This is a genomic window from Psychrosphaera algicola (genome assembly GCF_028401425.1).
Taxonomy (GTDB): Bacteria; Pseudomonadota; Gammaproteobacteria; order Enterobacterales; family Alteromonadaceae; genus Psychrosphaera; species Psychrosphaera algicola.
The window spans coordinates 3,390,464-3,411,681 of sequence record NZ_JAQOMS010000002.1 but is presented as its reverse complement, the minus strand read 5'-3'; the positions used below and the strand labels follow the sequence as shown (position 1 = coordinate 3,411,681).

At 40.8% G+C, this 21,218-nt stretch carries 16 protein-coding genes and 4 pseudogenes; 7 read left to right on the top strand and 13 right to left on the bottom strand.

Features of this window, described 5'->3' with window-relative positions; genetic code table 11:
- Positions 1–36: 36 nt before the first annotated feature.
- Positions 37–1,513 (bottom strand): annotated as a pseudogene (locus PN838_RS18725) (NarK family nitrate/nitrite MFS transporter).
- A gap of 798 nt (positions 1,514–2,311) precedes the next feature.
- On the opposite strand from PN838_RS18725, the gene PN838_RS18720 reads away from it, so the two are divergent.
- Positions 2,312–2,872: a hypothetical protein gene (locus tag PN838_RS18720; protein ID WP_215962496.1), complete on the top strand. Its 561-nt coding sequence runs from the start codon at positions 2,312–2,314 to the stop codon at positions 2,870–2,872.
- A gap of 203 nt (positions 2,873–3,075) precedes the next feature.
- Here the strand turns inward: PN838_RS18720 and PN838_RS18715 are convergent, their stop codons facing one another.
- The 6 genes and pseudogenes from PN838_RS18715 to PN838_RS18690 all read right to left on the bottom strand — a co-directional run bounded on the left by PN838_RS18715 (position 3,076) and on the right by PN838_RS18690 (position 10,377).
- On the bottom strand, positions 3,076–4,221 hold the full coding sequence (locus tag PN838_RS18715) for a glycoside hydrolase family 43 protein (RefSeq protein ID WP_272181621.1): 1,146 nt from the start codon (positions 4,219–4,221) through the stop codon (positions 3,076–3,078).
- 2 nt (positions 4,222–4,223) lie between these two features.
- On the bottom strand, positions 4,224–4,697 hold the full coding sequence (locus tag PN838_RS18710; protein ID WP_272181620.1) for a family 43 glycosylhydrolase: 474 nt from the start codon (positions 4,695–4,697) through the stop codon (positions 4,224–4,226).
- An 8-nt stretch (positions 4,698–4,705) separates the two neighbouring features.
- Complete coding sequence (locus PN838_RS18705; RefSeq protein ID WP_272181619.1) at positions 4,706–5,308, bottom strand: glycoside hydrolase family 26 protein; 603 nt, start codon at positions 5,306–5,308, stop codon at positions 4,706–4,708.
- 26 nt (positions 5,309–5,334) lie between these two features.
- Entirely contained in the window at positions 5,335–5,919 is a 585-nt protein-coding gene (locus PN838_RS18700) for a hypothetical protein (RefSeq protein ID WP_272181618.1), read from the bottom strand.
- Positions 5,920–6,167: 248 nt separating this feature from the next.
- Positions 6,168–7,525 (bottom strand): annotated as a pseudogene (locus tag PN838_RS18695) (metallophosphoesterase).
- A 77-nt stretch (positions 7,526–7,602) separates the two neighbouring features.
- Positions 7,603–10,377 (bottom strand): annotated as a pseudogene (locus PN838_RS18690) (TonB-dependent receptor).
- A 339-nt stretch (positions 10,378–10,716) separates the two neighbouring features.
- Here PN838_RS18690 and PN838_RS18685 point away from each other — a divergent pair.
- The 4 genes from PN838_RS18685 to PN838_RS18670 all read left to right on the top strand — a co-directional run bounded on the left by PN838_RS18685 (position 10,717) and on the right by PN838_RS18670 (position 13,446).
- Positions 10,717–11,268: a hypothetical protein gene (locus PN838_RS18685; RefSeq protein WP_272181617.1), complete on the top strand. Its 552-nt coding sequence runs from the start codon at positions 10,717–10,719 to the stop codon at positions 11,266–11,268.
- Between the two features lie 91 nt (positions 11,269–11,359).
- Positions 11,360–11,641: a diguanylate cyclase domain-containing protein gene (locus tag PN838_RS18680; protein ID WP_272181616.1), complete on the top strand. Its 282-nt coding sequence runs from the start codon at positions 11,360–11,362 to the stop codon at positions 11,639–11,641.
- A 2-nt stretch (positions 11,642–11,643) separates the two neighbouring features.
- The gene (locus tag PN838_RS18675; protein WP_272181615.1) at positions 11,644–12,645 is read left to right on the top strand and encodes an AraC family transcriptional regulator; all 1,002 of its coding nucleotides are present in this window, start codon (positions 11,644–11,646) and stop codon (positions 12,643–12,645) included.
- Positions 12,646–12,864: 219 nt separating this feature from the next.
- Positions 12,865–13,446 carry an HAD family hydrolase gene (locus PN838_RS18670; RefSeq protein WP_215962502.1) on the top strand — a complete coding sequence of 194 codons (582 nt, stop codon included), beginning with the start codon at positions 12,865–12,867 and terminating at the stop codon, positions 13,444–13,446.
- A gap of 81 nt (positions 13,447–13,527) precedes the next feature.
- On the opposite strand, the gene PN838_RS18665 is transcribed toward PN838_RS18670, so the two are convergent.
- Complete coding sequence (locus PN838_RS18665) at positions 13,528–14,022, bottom strand: DUF3087 family protein (RefSeq protein ID WP_272181614.1); 495 nt, start codon at positions 14,020–14,022, stop codon at positions 13,528–13,530.
- Positions 14,023–14,386: 364 nt separating this feature from the next.
- Here PN838_RS18665 and PN838_RS18660 point away from each other — a divergent pair, with 364 nt between their 5' ends.
- Positions 14,387–14,776: a hypothetical protein gene (locus tag PN838_RS18660; RefSeq protein ID WP_272181613.1), complete on the top strand. Its 390-nt coding sequence runs from the start codon at positions 14,387–14,389 to the stop codon at positions 14,774–14,776.
- Between the two features lie 121 nt (positions 14,777–14,897).
- Here the strand turns inward: PN838_RS18660 and PN838_RS18655 are convergent.
- From PN838_RS18655 to PN838_RS18635, 5 genes and pseudogenes are all read right to left on the bottom strand, one after another.
- Positions 14,898–16,227: pseudogene (locus tag PN838_RS18655) on the bottom strand (BCCT family transporter).
- 185 nt (positions 16,228–16,412) lie between these two features.
- Positions 16,413–17,360: an L-histidine N(alpha)-methyltransferase gene (locus tag PN838_RS18650; RefSeq protein ID WP_272181612.1), complete on the bottom strand. Its 948-nt coding sequence runs from the start codon at positions 17,358–17,360 to the stop codon at positions 16,413–16,415.
- 37 nt (positions 17,361–17,397) lie between these two features.
- Positions 17,398–18,555, bottom strand: a complete 1,158-nt coding sequence (gene egtB, locus PN838_RS18645) for an ergothioneine biosynthesis protein EgtB (RefSeq protein WP_272181611.1) — start codon at positions 18,553–18,555, stop codon at positions 17,398–17,400.
- A gap of 17 nt (positions 18,556–18,572) precedes the next feature.
- Positions 18,573–19,433: an SDR family oxidoreductase gene (locus tag PN838_RS18640; RefSeq protein WP_272181610.1), complete on the bottom strand. Its 861-nt coding sequence runs from the start codon at positions 19,431–19,433 to the stop codon at positions 18,573–18,575.
- Positions 19,434–19,634: 201 nt separating this feature from the next.
- Positions 19,635–20,264: a DUF4097 family beta strand repeat-containing protein gene (locus tag PN838_RS18635; protein WP_272181609.1), complete on the bottom strand. Its 630-nt coding sequence runs from the start codon at positions 20,262–20,264 to the stop codon at positions 19,635–19,637.
- Positions 20,265–20,507: 243 nt separating this feature from the next.
- Between PN838_RS18635 and PN838_RS18630 the strand changes: the two genes are divergently transcribed.
- Positions 20,508–21,095 (top strand): DUF1287 domain-containing protein, encoded by a 588-nt coding sequence (locus PN838_RS18630; RefSeq protein WP_272181608.1) that lies wholly within the window; start codon positions 20,508–20,510, stop codon positions 21,093–21,095.
- The last annotated feature ends 123 nt before the right edge of the window (positions 21,096–21,218 follow it).

Genomic DNA, 21,218 nt, shown 5'->3' with positions numbered 1-21,218 from the left:
ACTTAATTCAATTACATAGAGGTTAGTAAATATTCACTAACCAACCGAGATAAGTTCAACCGTACCATCTTCTTGTACTTCGGCAATGTGGCCCTGAGGCTCTTCCATTAATAATAAGGTGATTAAACCGACCAGTGCAGTACCGGCGATAACGAAGAAGAAAGTAGAGTAATCAACTAATGATAGTACAGTAAGATAAACTACTGCCCCTACGTTGCCGTAAGCCCCTGTCATACCGGCAATCTGGCCAGTCATACGACGTTTAATCAATGGTACAGCGGCAAAGACCGCGCCCTCACCAGCCTGAACAAAAACGAACATGCCATGGCTGCTATAACCGCAAGCGCTACGGGCCATGTGCTGTCGACAAGTCCCATAACAAAATAACCTACTGCTAATCCCGCAGTTAAAATAAGTAATACCGGTTTTCGACCAAAACGGTCAGACAACCAGCCTCCCTAGCGACGAGACATTAAATTCATAAAGGCATAAGCAGATGCGACCATTCCCGCCATCACTGGAGTCAATTCAAACGTTTCTGAGAAAAACAGCGGCAACATAGAGATCACGGCAAGCTCAGAACCAAAAGTAGCAAAGTAAAGTATATTTAATACCGCAACCTGCTTGAATTTATATCGATGAATTTCAGGCACTTCTTCTTTAAAAACTTGTTTATTCACTTTCCAAACTTTAGAACAATCAAATATATACAACGCAACAAGGCTTGCATATATGGCCATCTCTGCGAATTCTGAAATCATATTTACGCCATTTGGCGATAATTTCCAAGCAAGTAATGCCAGCGCAGCGTACATTGGGATCTTCATCACTAAAAGCAGAAAGAAATCACCAGTTGACGTGATTTCCATCGCGCCAACATTTTTAGGACGATAGTAAGTTGCCCCTTTTGGCGTATCGGTAACATTGCGATAAAAAATAACTGAATATAGCAAGCTCATGAGTCCGGTAATCCCCATGGCATAACGCCAGCCATCTTCTCCACCAAACATAACTGCTACGGTAGGTAAGGTGAACGCCGCGGCCGCTGAGCCAAAGTTGCCCCAACCGCCATAAATCCCTTCAGCAGTCCCTAATTCATTATGCGGGAACCATTCTGAAACCAAACGAATACCAACAACAAACCCCGCTCCAATCAGCCCCAATGCAAAACGAGCAATCGCCGCTTGAGTAAAGGTGTCAGCTAGCGCAAAAGCAAAACACGGAATAGAACAAACAGCTAATAATCCGGAGTAGACGATTCGAGGGCCAAATTTGTCGGTTAACATTCCTATGATGACTCGGGCTGGGATTGTAAATGCCACATTTAATATCAGTAACGTTTTAATTTCAGACGTTGTTAATCCAAGCGACTCTTTAACCGCTTGTAACAATGGAGCAAAGTTAAACCAGACAACAAATGTAATAAAAACGCAATCCAACTTAAATGTAAGACTTTCATTTTGCCGTCAAAATTAAATAAATTAAATTTTGGAGATTCTTGAGTTGTTGCCATTATCATTTCCACCAATGATTTTTAACCAAAAAAAGGCCACGGGCAAACATCAACTTTATTGACATTTTCCAGTGGCCTCTTCGCCTAATCTCTTAACGCCGACAACCTAGTTGGCGATAGAGTATTAATATGTAACTGTTCGTTTTAAAACTGTTATTGAAAAGGATTGTTTGCACCTTTAATGCCAATGAATTTTTATTCTATAAAAACAGTTAGTTAAAATAAATTAACCCATGAGTTTAGACTATTTACTTCATTGTTTGCACAGTTTTGATCCACAGACGCACAATCAACGAGCATCTAAGAATGTGTTGTTTGCCTCGCTCTCAACTGTTCAATTAGGACGTCTCAACTTGACAGACAAGTCAATAATGTTCGGTATAACAAACCTTTAAACACATAACGAAATGTAATCCGATTTAATCAAATTTAATTGTTAATACCGAGCTCTGATCCATGTGTATTGGCAGTCCACATGCGTAAAAAAGCGCTGTTTTTTTCGATTAGTGGCGAACGCTAAAAAACTCTAGTTTTATCGATTGACCTAGACGGTAATTGTCGACGACAGAGGGGCATCAAATGCAACGAAAAAGCGCAACCGCTGTTATATAAGTCTATGTTTTAAAAATAATTGGTACGTAATTAATGGGATACATTTTAAATTGATATTAGTTGCCTTAATGTTAGGAGTTGTCACAATTATTCGTTAAAATGCCGCACCAGCTTTCGACTGGATGGCGATGGCTGATTCGACACTTTTCAGCATTAACAATTTAAAATTGAAAAATAGGATTTCTAATGAAAAAACTGACTTTACTTCTCGCAACAGTTTTGGCTTCTAACGCATACGCTAACCAAGGTTCACTAGATGCAACAGTTGCATTCCAGGGTGATTATTCAGGTATCGCATTAAACTATGAAACCGCAGCACCAAATTACATTGAAAACACCAAAAATGGTTATTACGAAGGTACGTTAGTTTACCTATCTGGTGACGTTGGTGATACTTCATTTAGCCATACGTTAATCGGTCTTTCTTATGGTATTGGCGACAAGCTAAATAACCAATTTAATTGGTTTGCGCAATTAGGTTTGGGTTATGTAAACAATAATGTAGATTTCTCTATCATGGGCAATTCCAGTTCTGTTTCAGACTCTGGTATAGAGCTTCTAGGTAAATTAGGGATCAGTTCTTCACTGAACGACAAAATCGACTACAAAGCTTACGTAGCACTTGAAGACGATACCGTATTAGGTATCAATGCAATTTATAAACATTCTGAGAAACTTAAATTTATTGCAAAAATCGAGACGTTCTCAGATAGCCGTCTTGCCTTCGGTGTAAATTACCAATTCTAATTCTTAATTTACATCTGTTGTGGCAAAAACATAAGATTCAAAATTGTTCCATGCTAGATTTAAACAAACAACGGAATTAAACAAAGAACAGAATCAAAAAGGGCAATAATTATATTATTGCCCTTTTTATTTACAGTTTGTACCGCGCTTTAAATTGATGCGCACCGATCCACTTGTAACCCTGTAACTTTATCGCCTCCCGGTTATGGTTCGACTTCTTGATAATCAAAATAACCAAAGTCAGCAAAATTGTTCTGCCCTGATAAGTCTTGGCAAGCAAGTCCATAAAACGCACCGGTAAAACAGGGGTGAAAATATTGCTCAGCATGCTCTACATAATCATCGGACAAAATACTACCGTCCAATACCGGACCGACTTTCCTCCATTTAACCTTCCCTTCATCATCAATACCATAATAAAACTGCAGGTGTGCGCCAAAATATTCAGCTTTAAGATGTACTTTTTCAAGATCTGAAACGTCAATAGGTTTGGTCAGTGGCTCGCTAATTTCATTATTATCTGCGCTGATTATCGCTAAGTATTTTTTGCCACTGTACTGGCCAAAGTCATCGCCATAAATATGTAAATAATAGTGATGAGTGCTGTTGTAGTAACACGTAAGCCCAGCCATTTGTTGAAAATTTTCAGGGTTAAATTCAATACAAGTTGCAGCTGACGTACTATGTGCTTGGACTCGCCGGGCAATCATGCTTTGTTCAAAACAAGAGGCTAAAGAGTCTCGGCCGTATAATCGCAGAAACCCTGATCGGTCGGTTTGATTAACCCAATCCGGTGTCATGGGCACACGTAGTGACTGAAAGTGAATGTCTATCTCATTTGAATCAAAATTAACTCTCGTATTTGATCGCGTAAATGCATGCTCAGGTAGCTCTGGCGCTTCAACAAACGCCCTTGCCTCATGCCCTCCGCAGGCCAAATAAAGCCAGCCATCGTCGCGCCATTCAACCTTTTCAATGGCACTTTCACGACCGGTAATACAACGCCCTAGAGTTGTTAAAGGGCGGCCAGTAAGAAACACTACATACCAGTCACCATTTTGGGTTTCGACCAAATCACCATGCCCGGTCTTTTGCAAATAGTTGTCTGGACTGTACTTAGCTGTAATAAGTGGATTTTCGGGATGAACCTCATATGGGCCAGTAATCGTTTTTGACCGGCACAAGGTAATGCAATGGTCATAACTCGTGCCACCTTCAGCGGTCATCAAATAATAGTAACCATTGCGTTTATATAAGTGTGGCGCTTCTGTGCGACCGTGTTCGGTACCCTCAAAAATGTAGTGAATTTTACCCACAAGTTGATTTTTCTTGGTATCAAATTCTTGCAAGATTATGCCGCCAAAAACTTGCCGTTGCGGTGATCCACCAGCATATTAACGAAATACGAACGGCCATCGTCATCATGAAACAACGAAGCGTCGAACCCACTAGAACTGAGAAAACAAGGTTCAGACCACGGCCCATTAATATCTGTGGCGGTTACTAAATAGTTAGGCGTGTCTTTCCAATTACCATTGAAGTTTTTAACATTGCTATAAACCAGATAAAACACGCCATTATGGTGAGTCAAACAAGGCGCCCAAACGCCACAAGAGTCTGGTACACCGCGCATATCAAGTTGTGAGACTCGGTCAAGTGGCCGGTTAATAAGTTGCCAATTAACTAAGTCTCTAGAATGATGAATTTGGCAACCGGGGAACCATTCAAACGTAGACGTGACAATGTAATAGTCATCATCTACGCGGACAATACTTGGGTCTGGATTAAACCCTTTTAAGATTGGGTTTGAGATTAGTTTCGTCATACTTGTCCCTACTTACCTTCAAACTGGCTCGTTTGGACCCAGCGTGTTTCGTCGTTAATTCTCTCTAACCATCGCTGTTTTATTAATGCATTAGCCTGTACTCGGGTATCACCCCATTGGCCATTACTGCACCCAGGTTGTCCGGCAGCAATGCCAGGTTTACAGACCCACATGCCCTGCGTTTCCCAATGCGCATTAATATACGCAGCCGCTTTAATCACGTCGCGATTCTCGTCAATAAAGTCAAAGTAAGGCTTAAACCAACCTTGCCAAATCTCTTCAGCCGTAACGTCTTCGGGTAAGTTTTCTTGGATCACACTTTTGGTTAAGCCGCCAATTCGATAACCTTGAGGCGCTGACTCAGCAATCATCACGGGCTTGTTATGTGTCCGCGCAAAATCAACTAGCTTTTGCTGAGCAATTACTGGCGTAGTCCTAGGTTGGTAATTCCACTGTTTTAAATCTCGGTAGAAAACCGATAGCCCAACCCAATCAACAACGTCATCGCTAGAGTACCAAGCGTCAAAATGATTTTCCCGAGTAATGTCATAAATATCAATGCCAAAGCTGTCAGACCACGCCGCTGTTTGCCAAACGGTCGTTATATTCAATGCGTTTTGTTGCACAATAACGGACGCTATTTTACGAAATGTTTTTTGTAGTTCTCTGGGGTATAGCAATTCCATGGACCGTCAAATTCGTAACCTATTCGTAAGTAAATTTTGCGCGGTGCCAACGACTTAAAGTGTTTAATCATGTGGCTTATTGTTTTGTCGTACTTACCCTCTACAATATTTTGCTCATGGGAATTTTGCGATTCGGCTTTATTACAATGATCAAAGGATAACCCCACTGCAAGTGATGCATGCGGGTCAACTAATGCGAGTGATTCATTAAAGTTGGTATCGCCCGCTAACCAGTTATCGGTTTTATGGACCCCCATCAATGTTTTTTCAGGATCAGCGGCTTTTAGTTGGGTGTACAACGTTAACCCCTCTATATTGTCTTCAGGAACATCTTTTATGTAATCCGCTATCGACTCACTGTCCTGACCAATAAACATTAAGGCTTTATCCGCGCTTGGCACAAATTGGTAGTCTTGTGGTGACTCTGAAGCACTGGATTGATGATTTGAATGACGCTCTGGACTACAAGCCAATAACATCGAAACCGCATAAACCACAGCAATCACGCTGCTTATTCGAAAAAGAACACCATTCATAAAACCACCTCACAATAATATTAGCTGCCACACTATGTTCTTAAAAACATCGATGCAATTGCGCTATCAATTAACGTAAATACGTTAACTAACTTAATAAAGCGCGACAGAGAAATGTACATAAAATTCGAGGTATATAGGGCCACACTAAAGGCAAGAAGCAAACGTGTTATCGACAGGTCATCAAGTTAGCCCAACCACTACAGTTGAGCTAACTCAAAAGTTTTAGCTTGATGATAGGCTCTTATCTAAAGCGACTTGGAGCGATGTTGGAACTTGAATTTTTGCTCTTCAATTAAATCCCCGAACCATCACGCGGGGTTGTGAAAAAGTTAACATTTAACGTGTCGTTATTATTGTCTAACTGAATCGATGCAAATCCCCATATAAAACCTTTACCCCAAATGATGTCCATTTCTGGGTAAGCACGCTCTTGGAACGCAGCTAACGTTGAATGCTGCCCGCGCATTTTTGACGCAGCGCCACTTATAATCAAAGGTAGTTTTGGTCGTTTGGCATTTTGATACTTAGAACAGTCATCTGTTAATAACTCTAAATCATGCTCATGTCCTGCGATATAAGCGTCTGCGTATTCACATAAACTTGGTAACAGTAACTTTCGTAATACATGCCCTTCATCGTATTTTGACCCACCGTAAGACCACAAAATATGATGTCCGTAAACAATTTTCCATTTTGCTGTCGACTCTTTGAGTCCCTTCTCTAGCCAAGATAACTGTTCAACATCTTCATTATTTTTTGGCCCCTCGTGCACTTCTATGCCTTCTAGCTTGGCAACACCGAGTTCGAGGGCTTGGGCTAATGGCATTTCGCTGCCGTCGTCATTTAATGGCACTTCATAATACGTCTGACCGGCCAGTAACATATTTGTATCAAGCACAAAAATTCGACTTCATTACCTTGGCGTGCCTTGTGTATAACGATAATACCCTTTGTCACCCATGTGGAATTTATCTTGTTTTGCCATCCATTTTGTTTGTAACGCGACACCTTTACGCGACGACTTCCAGTCATGATTACCCAGTGATGAATACACTTTTAGATCAGGCACTTGTTCAAACAACGGCACTAATGGTTTTAGGATGAGATCATTCATTCGCTGTTGATCGTCTTTACCATCATTTGCGTCGGCACCATCTGGATAGATATTGTCGCCCAATTGAATGCCAAAATCACAACGATTGGTTTTACAATAATTAGCCATCGCTTTGCCCACAGGCAAGGCGCCACCCCGCTCAGTAGCAATATCAGTCCCTGGATAAATATAAATTGGGGCGTGATCAAAATCTGCTAATGGACGTTTTTCCTCCAACCAATCTTCGATTTCCGAGACGATAAATTGTTGTCGGTTTTTCGGGTTAGATATGTGTTTTTGTTTTGGATAATCAACATGATACCCGCCGTCACCAAACGCCAAAAAATGAATGTCTTGATCATTACTTTTTACCGCTTGGGTTGAAGAGGGAGCCGTCGTACTGTCAGTTGCACATCCATTTAGAAATAATCCAAATAGGGTTATCGATAAAATATGTTTCGCGGCTGCTATTGCGTTCTTTTTTGTATTCAATCGTGGTTTTGTAGTCATATTTCTTTTTGCTCTTTTTTGCTCTTTTTAATCAATAGTGCAACATCCCTGTTGCACTATGAGTCACTCAAAATCTATTAAAGGCCGTTATATGTAAAGCCTATTTCAAAAGAGCGGCCGTACTCTTCATACTGATAATTGTAGTTACGTGTACCGTGGTATAAGTAGTAAGATTCGTCCGTTAAATTAACCGCATTAAAATAAACGATACTATTGTCGTCGACATAATATTTGGCGCTGAACTCAAGCTGTTGATGTTCGTCTTCAAATACTCTGCGGTCAGCATCTTCAAATAAAAATGCTTCACTCTTATAACTTGCTGTTAAACGTGTACTAAACTTGTCTGTTTCATACGCCACTGATACATTTGCAATCGTATCTGATTGACTCGGTAAGTCGTCACTCGCATCGGTTAATGTGGTATTAGCTGACAACAACCAGCCTGAATCAAACCCTTTGGTATAGGCCAATTCTAAACCCGTTAATTTCGCACTTCCGCCATTGACTGACTGTACAACTTCGTCAAATCCTGACCAACTACCATTGTCTTGCACTTCTTGCTTAACAATAAAGTTGTCTATGTTTTTATGAAAAAGCCCAGCAGAGATAACCCCTAACTGACCTTAGGTAGTACTCAACTGAAAAATCAAAGTTGCTTGCTTCATACGCTTCAAGATTCGGATTGCCCACTTCGGCAATTACTTCTGACTCGCCGTCTTCGGTTTCAACTTCAATCAACTGAAATGCCGCAGAATCACTAAAATTTGGACGACTAATGGTATTGGTATACGCAAATCGCATTAGCAAATTATCACTTAGGTCGTACCTAACATTTACGCTAGGTAAAAAGTGGTCATAGTCTTTTTCGACGTTCCAACCGTTTACAATTAGCGTTTCCGTGTCTTCATCGTCATTCACATCTAAGCGAACAACATTTCCGTTTGTCGCAAATTGAGTAGATTCAAAACGCACCCCGGCGATTATCTGCCAATTTTGATAATTCATATCAAACATCGCGTATAAGGCGTTGATAGTTTCCTCTGACGTATAACTTTCGCCTTTACTGGCAACATTTGACTCGTTTTCATTAAGCTCAAGTACGCTGCGGTTTTGCGCCATGAATTGCTGTAACTCAGCTCGGCTTAATCCCGGTCCAAAGTCACCTAATCCCCATGAAGGCGTAGCTGTCTCAAAATCTGCGGCGGTAATATCATCAAAACCACCATCATATATAGATACTTTCATGTCGTTAGTTTTCTCACGACCACGATGTTTTAAACCAAATTGGGCCGTGCCGTTCATGTTTAGAAATGAAATTGGGTGACTCATATCAAATTTGAATGACAACTCTGAATCTTCGGCCTTATTGTCGTTCGCTTCAATTTCGTCCATTTCAAACGCCGACATATCAATGCCGCTATTTGGTGCTTGGAAGGTTGGAATTGGTCCTGAGGTTAAATAGCTTAAATCCAACTCTTCACCGGCAAAAGTAACGTCCATTCGGCTTGGTTCTTCTTCTGTCGAAACGGAATAACCAACATTGTATTCCAAGTGCCATGTATCTATTTGTTGCTCGCCGCCAAGTACAGTCGATAGGATAGTTTGAACTTCATAACGGTCTTTTGTATCCCGATCCATTTCAGCGTCAACCACAGACATCGAATTCGCCGTGTTGGAGTTGAGCTTACCATCGCTAAATTTGTATTCGTTGCGAAGTCTAAATTCATCATCTGAAAATTCGCTATACAAGGTTCTTAAATAAAACTGGCTTGTTGCGCTAGCGATAAAATCTAAATTTAGGGCAACGCCTAATCGCTCGCGGGTGATTTCGTAATATCTCTGTTCTATTTCTTCTGCGCCAAATACTTCAACATCGTCACCTGTAAGCGCGTCTTCAATTTCCATATCTTCTAACCAACCACCGTCAGTTTCGACATTATGAGAACCAAATTTGCGTTCCAACCAGCTTACCGCCGCAGCAACGCCAAGTTGTTGGCCTTTGTCTAAATGAATGATGTCGGTGAAACTTCCAGATAACTTCGGACTCACTTCTTCTGTTAAATCACTATAACGCGCCTGTGCTGTTACTGAGAATGTTCGGCCGTTACGGTCAAATGCGCTTAAACTTTTAACTTCAATTGAACCACCAATTGCATCGGCATCCATATCAGGAGTAACCGTTTTACTGACTTCTAAACCTTCAATCAGCTCGCTTGGGATAACGTCCATTGCCACACTTCGCACACCGGCTTCCGGTGCAGGGATGTTAGCGCCGTTAATAGTTACGTTATTTAGATTAGGATCGATACCGCGGATCCCCACAAATCGGCCTTCCCCATGGTCCCGTTGAATAAACATGCCCGGTAGTCGTTGCAATGCTTCCGCGGCATTTTGATCGGAAAATTGACCAATAGACTCTGATGAAACAACAGACTTAAGGTTCTTAGAGTTTTTTGTCTGTTTAGAGCATCCATTTGGCTTGAACGCTGAGCGTAGGCAACAACTTCTTCAAGCTCATCGCTTTCACCAAGTGTAATAACTAAAGGTTTAGCGACTTGATTTTCGACAATGACAGTCTGCTTTACTGAATTAAAACCGATGTAGGTAATATCAAGAGTGTATATGCCATCTTCGACGCCAGATAACTTAAATGCGCCATTACGCTGTGTCACCGTTTTTAAGTTAAGTGATTTAATTTCGACTAACGCGCCTTCAAATTTTACGTTTTGATCCGCTGACATCAAAACCCCTGTAATGTCGGCTGCGACCGACTGACCCGCACAGATCAGAGCCGCACAGCTCAAAGAAATAGCGTGTTTTTTAAACTTCTTACGAAGAAAGTGAGTTGTCATTACTTTGCCTTTTATTGTTAGATTTTTCATTGCAGTCTTACTGTTGTTTGTTATTAGTTGTTTGTTATTAGTCATTTGCAGGGCGGCACTGTATTGATGAAAAATGACAGAAATATGATGGCAAAGATTTTTAACCCGTTGATGGACTCCTATTGTCACAAAAATATTCGTTTTCTCTGGTTAATGAGCGAAATTAACCCGCTCGCGCCCTTGTTTAAAAGGCCATACAGCCAAATCAAAAATGTTTAGTCATATTTCTGCAAACTCCCTGAGCTAAAATGACCCTGTTTATAAAAACCGAGTTAATTAGACTTTGTAAAAACATAACTGGTTAGAAAAATGAATTTCAATTTATTAGGACAACATCATCGGCTGATCATATTTACCTTCTGTATGATTATTTGCACCTTCGTTACCACCTTCAGTCTTGGCCAATTAAAAGACGTTGCCACTTACGACTTTGCTGATTTATTAGGTGAAGGTGGTATCGCAGCAGTCACGTTAATGTGGATCACGGTCATACTGATGAGCCGCCCTGCTGGACAGCTAACTAATTATTTAGTGGTGGGTTTGGTCTTTATGCACATTTCTGTGCTGGCGGATTTTCTCGATGAGTTTTTATTTTACCCTCCTGAGCAATTGTGGATCACCGCATACGAATCCGTTCCTGCGCCAATAGGCATGTTATTAACAACATATGGCTTATATCAGTGGCATAAAGAACAAGTAAGCATTAACCAACAATTGAAAAAACGTGAACAAAGTTTTAGAGAACATCAATCAATAGACTTTATAACTGGGCTTTATAATGGCCAGTTTATGAAAGCTCAAATAGAGCGAATGATTGAACGAACCAGCGCAAAAAAACCAATATTAACTCTCAATTGCTGATGTTAGATATCGACCAATTTGATGACTTTGTGCAATTTAACGGAGACCCAGCAGCTGACCGAGTATTGCGCGAATTGTCAGAGCTTTTTTGATGAACCTGCGGCCAACCGACTTATTATGTCGTTATGCTGGCGATAGATTTATCGCACTGTTGCCCAATCTCACCTCGTCGCAACTCGGTTCTGTGATCCACCAGTTAGAACAAGCAATTGCAAGTTATTCGATTAAGCCAACCTCTTCTGTGGCTGCAACGTATTTGAGCTTTTCTTATAGTCATTGTTCAACCAAAGAATTTGAGTCTGCCCAAAGCGCATTTGAACTGCTAAATAACCGAATGGTTCAGCAGAAACATGACAGAACTAGGGTTGCCTAATCATGTTGGTAAGTTGGCCCACCGACAAAGTTTTGCACACCCATATTTGGGTTTCAACGCTAGTTGAATTGTCGATGAGTCGTGGGGCGACGATAGAGCAATTGTTAAAAGGAACTGGCATATTTGCTCAAGACCTGACACAGCTCAACCATAATGTTAGCGTTCAACAATTTCATATCCTCATTAATAACTGTCAAAAATATACGCGGAGTCAGGATCTCAGTTTTATGTTGGGACGCCGACTGCTATCCGTAAACAACTCTGAATTTGCCACGTTGCTACTCAATTGCCGCACCCTGACTGGGCTGTTTAGAATTTTAATACTCTATCAAGCAATGATATTTCCTCTGGCTTTTATCCATATAAGGCGTGCCGATAACAAACACTATATTTTACTAAACACGAGTTATAACGATGAAAACCAACAGTTTATTTATGAGGTATTTTGCTCACTCATCTACCATTGCTGTAAAACAATGAGCGCAGCACAACCTATTGTTCAGTTTCAATTTGAGCACAGTCGCCCGCGTAACATCTATCAATATGAAGAAAACCTAGGCCATCGCTTGCAGTTTAACGCTCACCATAATGCCATCGTGTTTCAATCTGCCGAGCTAAACGTCCTTAACAAACAGGCCAGCAAACTCGCAAGACAGCGATTATTGGTCATTTGTCGCCAAACACAACAATGCGATTCAAATACCGGCATTAAACAATTTTTACATATGGCGATTAACCGTGGCCACATTGTTAATTTTGAACAAGCCGCAAAACGCTTAGATATGAGTCCCGCCACCTTAAAACGACGGTTAAGCACGGCGAAGTTACGTTTTCAACACATTCACGACAACGTAAATAAACAACAAGCTGTATTCGAACTTGTAATCTGCAACAATAATAACGAAACCGTCGCAAAACATTTAAATTATAGTGACGTAACTAACTTTCGACGCGCATTTAAACGTTGGACCGGTTACACCCCGAAGGAAATTAAAGGCACCTAGATAAGATCATTTGGGTTCTAGGCAACTCAAATGGGAATACGATTTTAGTGGGCTTTCAAAAACGGTAGCCCTCGTAGTGCTAAATAAATCTAACTACGCGCCTTAGCCTTGTTGCTTAATGACTTCATTAAAACTTAAGCTTAGCTAGATATAGTGTTACTTTACCTTTTAACGAGTTAACTCCTTTTAGTAAAAATGGCAGAGCAGTAAGGCCCTTAAATGATTGATTTAGCAAAATTTGACGCAATAATATTTGATATGGATGGCACTTTAGTTGATTCAATGGGATCACATTTAGAGGCTTGGCATAAAGTCTGTGACAAATTTGGATATGACTTTGATCTAGATTACATGCATGGATTAGGTGGCGTTCCGACTAAACAAACCGTGCATATTTTAAATGAAAAATTTGGCTTAAATCATGATTCACTTGTCGTCGCTAAATACAAACGTGACGTTTGGAACGCAATGGATCATTCTCCAACGCTTATAGCCTCCACCGCCGCAGTGTTCCATCACTATTTAGACTCGAAAAAAATCGCTGTAGGGACTGGTGCAGAACGCTCCCACGCTGAAGAACTTTTAGCAAAACATGGATTACTTGAACATTTAGGTGCACTGGTTACGGCTAACGATGTTACCAACGGTAAGCCACACCCAGAAACCTTTCTTACGGCAGCAAAGCTTATCGGTGTACCACCGGAAAAGTGTGTTGTATTTGAAGACACTATCATTGGTAAACAGGCTGCCATAGCTGCTGGCATGGCTTGTATATTAGTCGAAAACGGCAAGATAATGTAATCACCGAAAATACAATATTGCCGACTGCTAAGTAGCAATTATCGATTTAACTAATCGAGTGACAACGCTGCTAGAATTTATCTAATAGCGACTGTTGATAGTCTTCAACGGAAACTTTGAGATTGAGCGATTCGATTTTTTCCTGCAGTTCATTTGATTTTTAGTTAGCGAATTTATGGTTATTGTATTGTCATCTAAGGTGTAAAGTTGCTCGCAGGCCTTGTAATAAAAGTTCATCACTGTGATGGCATCAACATTGTTCTCAGCAACCGCTGCGTCAATTTTTCTGCTTTTTCGGTAGATATAATTAATTTGTTGTTTAAGCTTCCAAACATAGTACACCTCTCGCATATACGCATGTTGATTAACTTTCTTGAGGGCCGTACCTATGAGCATCATAGCAACCGCTACACCCATTACATTTAGCCAAAAATGGCTGCCTTCTCGGTCGGTGAAAAAATAGATAGCCGATTGCGAAATAAGTAATGATAGGACGGCCAAACTCACAACGCAAATCGCGATGACGACATTAAGGTGTTTACGGTAAGTTTGTTTGTCTATCGTTAGCAATTTCATTTGTTACACACTTTTTGAAAGTTAATCTGGATAGGTAATGGCGGCATTGTACGCAAACCTTTGGGGTCACGTCTAATTGTAAAAGGCGTAAGGCGTCACATTCTTATAAGCTCTATGTTTAGAGCCCTAGAAAACGAATAAAATCAGGCAACATGACAACGGGCTGATTAAAAATAGATTATTGTAAATACGCGAAAAACAAGTTTCTTGAATATGAGCTAAATATTTATTACTGTGCGCAATAATCGTTTTTCCCTGCTGCTTTATCGACTCTTTTTAATCGACTCTAATAGGATAGGTTCCAAATGAAATTAATCTCCATGCGCATATTGCATCGTTATTTAGGCTTTTTTTAGCGGGAATTATGACCATCTATGCACTCAGTGGGATTGTGCTAATTTATAGAGATACCCATGTCTTTAAAATATCGAGTGCTGTGGAACAATCACTTGCGACAAATCTTGACCAATCGGGATTAGGCCAGTCCTTAAAAATCAAACGATTTAAAGCAGACTCTGAAGACGAGCAATTTATTTATTTCCAAGATGGGTCATATAATAAAACGACTGGCGACGTAAGCTACACCCGTTACCAACTGCCAGTTGTGTTAGATAAGTTGACTCACTTGCACAAAGCTACAACAAATTCACCGGTGTATTGGTTAAATATTTTCTTTGGTGCGTCGTTATTGTTTTTTCGGTATCTTCATTTTGGATGTTTATCCCAAAAAGTAAGACATTTAAAACCGGTGTAAAATACAGTATTGCTGGGGCGGTACTGGCTGCTATCTTAGTCGCCATAAGCTAATGCTCTGATACGACAAAACTAACGGCAATAGTGTCGTTAGTTTTGACCCGCTAAATCCTCTAAATGGCTTATTTGTGCCATAACTCATTTATAAGCTCTCTGACAAATCCCAAAAGCTGCATCAAGAATATAAGTAAAAATGGCAGGGCTCCAATGATCGCCACACTTCTGTTTAACGACTCATTGTTTTGCACCAACAACACATAGGCGCACAACCCTAAAGCAAATGACCAACCGTATAGACTCCAAGATGGTCTTTCGCTTGCCCCACATAATTGTCGTATGACTAAAACCGCTGAATCAGCGGATGTGGCGACAAAAATGAGTAGCAATAGCAAACTTGCCCAAATAAGAACGAAACCTTGCCAACCGAGTTGCTCAAAAAACACAAATAGACCTTGGGTATAGTCCGTTTTTATCGCCTCTAAAATACCACTTTGATGACTAGCATCCCACGCGATTGCAGAGCCCGAAAAAACGCTAAACCACAAAATGGTCACCAACGTCGGTACCAACATAACGCCTAAAATATACTGCCATACCGGACGACCTTGGCTTATTTTTGCCAAAAACACACCGACAAAAGGCCCCCATGCTAACCACCAAAAATAGTAATTGTAGGTCCAACCATTCGCCCAATTAGGATCATTCAACTGACTAGAGAATTGCCAAGTGCCACTTGTGATCAACTGAATGTAATCCCACGTGCCACTAACAGCAGTATCAATAATGGGTTGAACTGGTACAAACATGAGCAACCACACAATCAGAGAAAACGCGATAAACATGTTTAGTTTACTGAGGGTTTGGATCCCTTTTAAGTCCTAACTTGGCCGATAACGTGTATAAAATCACGATTAAACTGATGATGATAAAACCCGATAACAACGCTGAACTTATGCCAAGTTTTAGTTCTAATCCTTTGCGTAATAACAACGTCGAGTTTGCAATCGTGCCAACCACACCAAAAAATATAGCAAAAACCGCCACCAGCTTAACGCTAAAGCCTAGTCTGCCCTGCCAACGTTCATTAAATAGACCTTTGCTTGCACTCAAGACCGGTCCTGTAATGTCTCCAGACTTATCGCTATTGAGGCTAAGCCCTCCTAAAACCAGTCCAAATACGGCGTATAATGCCCATGCATGTGATCCCCAATTAACTAAGGTCAATGCCAATCCGCTAGACTGCGGGTTTGGATAAAGACTGTGTTTTAATGGTGAGGCAATGGTATGCAGTGCGGGTTCAGCAACGCCCCAAAATATCAATCCAGATCCCATACCGGCGGCAAATAACATCGACAACCAACCGAACAGACTAAATTCCACTCGGGCGCACTCGCCACCGATTTTGCGCCGACCAAGAGGACTGATGGCGATGGCGATAACCGTAAACAGCAAGATGTTAACGAGGATAAAAAAGGAGATCCTAAATAACGCAGAAGTTCTGATATTACCGGTTGCAGTTGGTCGGTTAGTAATTGAGGAAATAGGAATGCGACAACAGATAAGCTGACACAGACAAACAACGCAATTTGTTCTAGTTTTGTTGTTTTACTTTCAACCAACTTAATTGTCCACCAAGGTTAGTTTCGACTCAATAAATAGTCGGCAAAATAATTATTTTGGTCAGTAAACTTTTGGGTTATCTCAAAGTCGGTTTTAGCCAATATTTTAGAGAGAATGTCATCATTGTACTTACGTGAAATTTCTGTATGAATTTTTTCCCCTTCCTTGAAATGATACGTCTTTCCTGTAGCTTCAATTTCAACGGACTGTTTGCGGGCACTCAACAAATAGCTTTTAGCAATGCCTTCGTCTATACAATATTCAGGGGCGTGAACAAACTCATCAGGGTCAAAACTGGCGCCGAGTTCAGCATTCATTCGATGCAATAGATTAATGTTAAACTCGCTTGTTATGCCCTTTTTGTCATTATAAGCAGGCAATACAATATCCGCAGATTTAATCAGGTCAGTTCCTAACAATAGTTTGTCGCCTTTACTTAAATTCGCCCCAAGTTGATATAAAAAGTCGCTGGCAACTGCGTCTGTCATATTGCCAATATTCGAGCCAAGAAACAGCACAACTTTCGGGTGATGACTGTCTTTAATGGAGCCTAACATCTCAAAGTAATCCCCGTGTTTTGGAATAACCGAAACGTCTGGCAAGCTTTGTTCTAGTGATGTTTGGAGTTGATCTAACGAATTTTTGGAGATATCTACGGGCAGATAGTCAAACTGATAACCTTCCGTACTTAACGCTTCAAGTAATTTACTGGTTTTAGTTCCGTCACCAGCGCCGAGTTCAATTAACTCAAAATAGGTATTTTTATCCGCTTGAAATGACTCTATTAATGCGGCTGTTTGGGTGCTAAAAATCTCCATTTCACAACGGGTTAAGTAATACTCTGGCATGTTCATTATTTCAACAAAAAGTGCATCGCCATTCTTGTCATAAAAATATTTAGAAGGAAGGGTTTTCTCGGGTTTACTCAACCCAATGTCGACGCTCTTTGCAAATTGCTCAATCATATTGTGTTGTATCCTTAACAGTCCATTTTAGGTGGACCTATTTAACTAACCGCAGGCCAGAAAACTGCCATTGAAAATGCGGTGCAAAAAAGTTTCGATAAGTGGCGCGTGAATGATTTTCCGATGTCGCCACAGATGCACCGCGCAATACCATTTGGTTAATCATAAATTTACCGTTGTATTCACCAACCGCTCCGTCGCTAATGTTAAAGCCTGGGTATGGTAGGTAAGCCGATGAAGTCCACTCCCAGCGTTGTCCCCATTCAAATTGGGTTGAGGCCACTTCCCATTCAAACTCGGTCGGCAAACGCATCTTTTTCCAATGCGCGTATGCGTTCGCTTCGTAATAAGAAATGTGCGACAAAACAGCCTGCTTGTTAACTCGCTTTAATCCTGCCAACGTATAGTAATGCCATTCACCATCAATATTTTTCCAATAAAGTGGCGCAGTAATATTATGGCTATTTAACCAGCTCCAGCCATCATCCAACCAATAACTAAATGTGCGGTAACCGCCACTTTCAATAAACTCAATATAGTCGCCATTTGTTACCAATGATGAAGCGATTTCAAAATTTTGCAGGTACACTTTGTGGCGTCCACGTTCGTTGTCAAAACAAAAGTCGTCGCCAGCATAACCCACTTCATAAACCCCTTCTTTCACACCGAGCCAGTGTTTTTCCTCTGACGTCCCCGCATTGCAACTATCCACCAAATTAAAGTTAGGTTGGTATACAGGCGCAATTGGGTTTAACGAGAGAGTGTATTTTAGGTCGGTCAATAATAATTCTTGATGTTGCTGCTCGTGGTGAATACCTAGCGTGATAAGTGCTTTGACAGACTCGGAGACTTCTTTACTAAGTAAACGCTGGATTTGTTCATCCACATAATGTCGGTATTGGTATACCTGATCTACTGTTGGGCGTGTCATCAACCCACGTTGAGCACGCACCGCTTTTTCTCCAACACTTTGATAATAACTATTAAACAAAAAACCAAAATGAGCGTCAAAAACCGCATAGCCGTCCAAAAATTTGGTTAGGATCATCTCTTCAAAAAACCACGTTGTGTGGGCCAAATGCCACTTAGGCGGGCTCGTAAAATCAACAGCCTGCGGAATGTAATCTTCGATGTTTAACGGTGCACAAAGGGACTCGGTATATTTCCGTGTTTGTTGAAATAAAGCTAATAACATGCGGCTACACCTTAAATTCATTTAGCATTTTGGGCATTTTTCAACCGAGTAAAATACGTCAACCAGCTTTCATGCTCTCGACCTGCGGCGGTTAAATAGTCGCTAACGTTATCAGATTTACCTTCTCGGATCCCCTGATAAATACCTGCAATCACAGTACCTATAAACTCGCCAAGTGCCGCAATGCGTTCCTTTTTGTATTCTTCAACGGACACAGCAGAATAGGTTAAATCGGTCCCAAACCCCATATTAAGGTATTCAGCGAGTTGATACTGGGTGATCACCTCACCGTGTAAATTGTAGGTTTGGCCATTATGCTTATCTTCCATTAGCATTTTGGCATATGCATAAGCCAATTCCGCTCTTGAGGTATAACCGCACCGACCGTCACCGGCGCAATTAGATATCCGTCCCTCTTTTTTATAAGTTTCTATATATTCGATGTCAGGCTCGATATAAATGCCGTTTCGCCCAATAACCCATTGTAGTCCACTTTCACTGACATCTTTTTCCGTTTGTCGGTTACTTTGAACCACCGGCGAAAAACTGGTGTTTTGTTCCGCACCTTGAATACTGGTGTACACTATCTTTTTCACACCTGCGTTTCTTGCCGCCTGTATGACATTTTGATGCTGCCCAATTCGTTTATCGGGCGCATCCATACCAGATACCAGTAATAAGCTATCAACTGACTGCAATGACTGTTCTAATTGATACCTGTCATTATAATCGCCCGGACGTACTTCAATTCCCAAATGCTTCGCTTTTTCAGGTGTCCGAGCCAATGCAATCACATTACTTTGGGGGACCATGTCAGCCAATGCTTTCACTATGTGTGAGCCTAATTGCCCACTTGCTGCTGTAATTGCTATTTTCAATTTAACGACCTCTGAATTAAAACGGTTCTAACTTTGCAACCTGACTTCATTGTATAAGCCAAACGTTACGTTTATTTGTCCTCTTTTCTACCCACAAAAGTGTTTAGCAAAAAGATTGAAATACAAACCTCGATGTTAATTGGCCCCTTAGTTAAACGGACCAAGGCTAAATACCCCCGATACGAAATAAATAACTGCTAATCAGTCATGGCGAACAATGATTTTAGGGTCTATTGACGGATCGAGTCTAAGCTCGATTGGTCGATAAACGTGTATTTTTCCCTTTATTATGACGTCCTTACCAATCTCTATAATCGGTACGCGGGTTTCAAACTTAGATAAAATAAACCCGGTTTTTTCAATAATAATATCGCCATCGACCTTTGCTTCATCGGCCAAAACTACATCACCAGTGACGGTGATAATGTTGCCACCAATCACAGATTTGGTTGCAATTCTAATTTCACCATTTACGGTTTTTACATCTCCAGTTACTAAGACCTGCTTACCTGTAATTATATTTCCGTTGGTGGTTTCTAATGACAATGCACGGCTAAAATCACCAATGGCTATATTGCCATTTACAATCTCAACGGCTTTTACGTCAGCGTTTTGGCCAATACTAATATTGCCATTATAAGCACTTAAATCCCCTGCAATGTTATTATCCCTTACATCAATATTTCCCGCAGATGTATGGGAATCAGAGCCGTCTTGGGCAATTCTGTTCCCGATAACACAGCCAGTGAGTGTCATAAATAACGTCGATATCGTTAGATACATACCCATTATTTTAATGAGCTTAAGCTTATGATTTAATGTTGTTTTCATTTTTCTCGCTTATTTTCTCGCTTAGTTGTTTTATAAAAACCATGATAATCAGCTATTCTGTTTGAGTTATTGGTTTTATTCAAATGTTTATAAAGTTAGTCCCATCAACATAATAACGATTTGACGCCAAACGAGTCAGAGAAAAGCGACTGACGGTACACTCATGTTTAATGGTTCTAATAACAATCGGCATAAGCCATCATTTTAACGCCACAACAAAACCGTAAGTGCTAAGGATAGAAGATGAAAAATATCGCAATGTACCTGCTCGTACTGTGCAGCGTCGGGGCAAAGGCAAACACGTTTGAAGCCGACATTGTTTCAGCGCTGTTAGAGCGTACAACTCACAATGTGACTTATGATGGTGCGTATATATCTATCCCTTACCCAAATGGCGATGTACCTGACAATATTGGCGTATGCACCGATGTTGTTATTCGTGCCTATCGCGCTTTAGGTGTGGATTTACAAAAGCTTGTTCATGAGGATATGGTTGCCAATTTCAATTTGTATCCATCGAAACGAATTTGGGGACTGACACGGACCGACAAAAATATTGATCACCGACGTGTCCCTAACCTGCAACAGTTTTTCACTCGCCACGGAACAGTACTAAAGGTATCAAACGACAGTAAAGACTATAAAACAGGTGACATAGTCACTTGGGTATTAACGGGTAATTTACCCCATATTGGTATTGTTATTGACCGTATATCCGAGCAATCGGGCAACCCGTTGATTGTCCATAATATCGGCCGAGGTCCAAAAGTAGACGACATGTTATTTGACTATAAAATTACTGGCCATTATCGCTATGTGCCAGCAAACTGATCCGCTAATTTGTGATAATGCACGCTACGTATGTGTAGCAACTTTGTAAATCACGGCTTCCTTTTTGGGCTCGTAAGTATCTCGACGAAGTGGTTTCAACTTCACCGTCATTAAGCCCATTTA

Excerpts from the sequence above, each read along its gene's own strand:
- PN838_RS18720 (WP_215962496.1), top strand. The coding sequence starts at position 2,312 with ATGAAAAAACTGACTTTACTTCTCGCAACAGTTTTGGCTTCTAACGCA.
- PN838_RS18710 (WP_272181620.1), bottom strand. The coding sequence starts at position 4,697 with ATGACGAAACTAATCTCAAACCCAATCTTAAAAGGGTTTAATCCAGAC.
- PN838_RS18700 (WP_272181618.1), bottom strand. The coding sequence starts at position 5,919 with ATGAATGGTGTTCTTTTTCGAATAAGCAGCGTGATTGCTGTGGTTTAT.
- PN838_RS18685 (WP_272181617.1), top strand. The coding sequence starts at position 10,717 with ATGAATTTCAATTTATTAGGACAACATCATCGGCTGATCATATTTACC.
- PN838_RS18680 (WP_272181616.1), top strand. The coding sequence starts at position 11,360 with ATGAACCTGCGGCCAACCGACTTATTATGTCGTTATGCTGGCGATAGA.
- PN838_RS18675 (WP_272181615.1), top strand. The coding sequence starts at position 11,644 with ATGTTGGTAAGTTGGCCCACCGACAAAGTTTTGCACACCCATATTTGG.
- PN838_RS18670 (WP_215962502.1), top strand. The coding sequence starts at position 12,865 with ATGATTGATTTAGCAAAATTTGACGCAATAATATTTGATATGGATGGC.
- PN838_RS18665 (WP_272181614.1), bottom strand. The coding sequence starts at position 14,022 with ATGAAATTGCTAACGATAGACAAACAAACTTACCGTAAACACCTTAAT.
- PN838_RS18660 (WP_272181613.1), top strand. The coding sequence starts at position 14,387 with ATGACCATCTATGCACTCAGTGGGATTGTGCTAATTTATAGAGATACC.
- PN838_RS18650 (WP_272181612.1), bottom strand. The coding sequence starts at position 17,360 with ATGATTGAGCAATTTGCAAAGAGCGTCGACATTGGGTTGAGTAAACCC.
- egtB (WP_272181611.1), bottom strand. The coding sequence starts at position 18,555 with ATGTTATTAGCTTTATTTCAACAAACACGGAAATATACCGAGTCCCTT.
- PN838_RS18635 (WP_272181609.1), bottom strand. The coding sequence starts at position 20,264 with ATGAAAACAACATTAAATCATAAGCTTAAGCTCATTAAAATAATGGGT.
- PN838_RS18630 (WP_272181608.1), top strand. The coding sequence starts at position 20,508 with ATGAAAAATATCGCAATGTACCTGCTCGTACTGTGCAGCGTCGGGGCA.